A 2,433-nucleotide genomic window follows, 5' to 3' on the forward strand; every position below is an offset into this window, starting at 1 on the left:
GATCGACACGGCTCTTGATCAAATATCTATCCCAAGTGTGAGCAATTACTTCTAACGTCTACTATAGTATGGATAGCGGTGGGACAGCTTTGACCCTGAAACATAAAGAATCGTATTCACATACTCAACTGATATACAGACGTCCTGCAGACTGATTTCGTTTGAACCGCCCACTTTGGAGTGGAAGCAAAAGGAATCAGAGATAATTTTGGCTCAGATGTTTCTCTCAAGCGATAGTACTGCGGAAAGCGATCACTCAGTGCTATAGGTATTCGACCAGTAAACGATGAGTGGAACGCCGACGATTGTCGGCCAGATCCATGCCCAAATCCCCATTATGGGCGTCAGATTGACAGCTGAGACAGCGCTGACGGTCGAAATGAATGCGGCGATCATCCGCTGGAGGTGGGTCACCGTCCACTCGCCTGTTCCTTCCCGACGGAATGTCCAGCCGTCCAGCGTGGCGAATATCACACCGATTGCGCCGAAGATAACCATCACAATCCCGAACGACTGGCCGCCGAGAAACCACGTGACACCCCACACCCCTAAGCCAAGACAGGCAACAAAGACAGTTCCCGTGGCGCTCCAGTCGATCACATCTGCATCGTCTTCAGGTCGCTTTCGGGCAAGCACCCGATATCCAGAGAACGCTAAATAGCCGCTGAAGATCGCAACGAGTGTGAGGATAATCCGGAAGGTTGTGGGATTGATAGCGAGAAGACCGAATACGGTCGCAACGACCACACTTATTGCTATCAGGAAGAGTTTCCCGGCCTGCCGATGTCGCAATCCCCCTTTGGTCGTCACGAGCGCACCGAGGCCAGCCAACACAGCGACCGTTCCAGCAGCGATGTGTAGCCAGAGTGTCCACCCTTCCAGTGTCGGCATACACACATATTTGAAGAGTTACTATATAAACTTCCACGGACCAGAGATACGCTACTGGCGGCCTCATACTCTTGGACGCCTATGACTAATACGCGCCCTGTATTCGGCACGACCTGTCTGACAGACACTGAGTAGTTTCTTCGCTGATCTGTTACAGCGTTCGTCTGTACTCATCGATTCCTGTTTGGTGTGGAAAGTCTTTGATGACGTGTTCACACGCTGGCGGGCGTGCCGCCGTCATCGACGCCTCCCACTAATGGATAGTCGATGTGCATCTCAATCCGGTCGAAGGGCACGATGGGTTGCATCGCGCCACCAGGCCCGCCCTCTTCAAGCTCCAAGATCCCGAGCACTTCCAGTTGCTTGAGATCCGAGTGGACATCGGAGACATCCCGATCGACGAGGCGGGCAGCCTCCCGCATACTTTCAGGGGTATGCTCGGCAATCGCTTGGATGAGCTCCAAGCGGAGCGGTGTGAGGCTCTCAACGAGGTCGTCATAGCTGCCGAACTGGAGTGTCACCTTCCCGTCTTCGTCGTCAAAGCCATCGGACTCAGCGGCCTGAACGAACTGTAGGGTGTCCTCACGGAGCTGTTCTCGGTCACCGACGGCGATGTGGAGCGTGGTCATACTCGCGTTGGGGTGGTGGGTGTAGTCGTAGTGTCGGTCGGTGTGCGATCAGTAGGGCCGCGGCGGATCGCCGCCGACGGCGTCCCAGTACTCGTCCGCACTCGCCCAGAATTCCACGAGTAACTCTTCCATTCCGGGGAATTCGATGTCGTCGGTATCGCCTACGGCGGTGTGGAGTTCGTGTCCCTTCGTATCCTCGTGGGCGTTGTCGTACCGGACGAGTGTGAGATCCTTGAGGGTGCCCAAGTGGAGCGTACACTTCCAGCCCGACGGGTAGGTTTCGGTGGCCTCGGTCGGTCGAAGGACGACGTTCTCGACGAGCCCACCCTCAACGTGGGTGTACTGGAAGCGAGGCTCCTGAGCCATCCCTTACGTGTTGGGTTGCCGCCCAACATCATAAGACCAGCGGTAGTGGAGACGAACTCGAAAGCCAGCACTTCTTGACCAACACAAGAGCCTGGAAGTGAAGTATTGGTTAATAAGGTGAGCTGTTCAATGATCGCGCGCCAATATCGATCCAACGCTCTTGGGAAGCAAGTTGTTGATCTCGTGTGGTCCGGGCTTCTGTGATATCCCCAGACCGCCGTTCAAGTTGGTGAAAGCGTGGTTTGGAAGCAACTCGTGCTCTGTTAGATCCCCGGCTAAATCGCAAGATAGCGATTCATCAATAATGTGCTTCCCAAAAGCGCAGAAAATTTGAAGCGATCAGTCACTCCCGTAGTCAGTGTACTGGAGGAGTAACCCGGGAATCACGACACCGACCCCGAATACGATTCCATAGACGATTTCTACCGGTAGGTCGGTGAATTCAAAGAGTCCAAACAGGAGTGCCATTGCGACTAGAAGGCTCTATTGAATCGCCATACGGCGGTGGAATCAGCGGGTCACGTACTGTTTGATGTTGTAGACGAGA

3 protein-coding genes are annotated in these 2,433 nt (G+C 54.3%); all 3 read right to left on the reverse strand.

Annotation, left to right across the window (positions count from 1 at the left end; all coding sequences use genetic code 11):
* Nucleotides 1-252: 252 nt before the first annotated feature.
* A complete protein-coding gene (locus tag IEX72_RS15020; RefSeq protein ID WP_188788799.1) occupies nucleotides 253-891 on the reverse strand; it encodes a hypothetical protein in 639 nt (212 codons plus the stop codon).
* Nucleotides 892-1,103: 212 nt separating this feature from the next.
* On the reverse strand, nucleotides 1,104-1,520 hold the full coding sequence (locus tag IEX72_RS15025) for an HVO_A0114 family putative DNA-binding protein (RefSeq protein WP_188788800.1): 417 nt from the start codon (nucleotides 1,518-1,520) through the stop codon (nucleotides 1,104-1,106).
* Nucleotides 1,521-1,568: 48 nt separating this feature from the next.
* On the reverse strand, nucleotides 1,569-1,886 hold the full coding sequence (locus IEX72_RS15030) for a toxin-antitoxin system TumE family protein (protein ID WP_188788802.1): 318 nt from the start codon (nucleotides 1,884-1,886) through the stop codon (nucleotides 1,569-1,571).
* Nucleotides 1,887-2,433: the final 547 nt, after the last annotated feature.

Source organism: Halobellus salinus, assembly GCF_014646875.1.
Lineage (GTDB): Archaea > Halobacteriota > Halobacteria > Halobacteriales > Haloferacaceae > Haloquadratum > Haloquadratum salinum.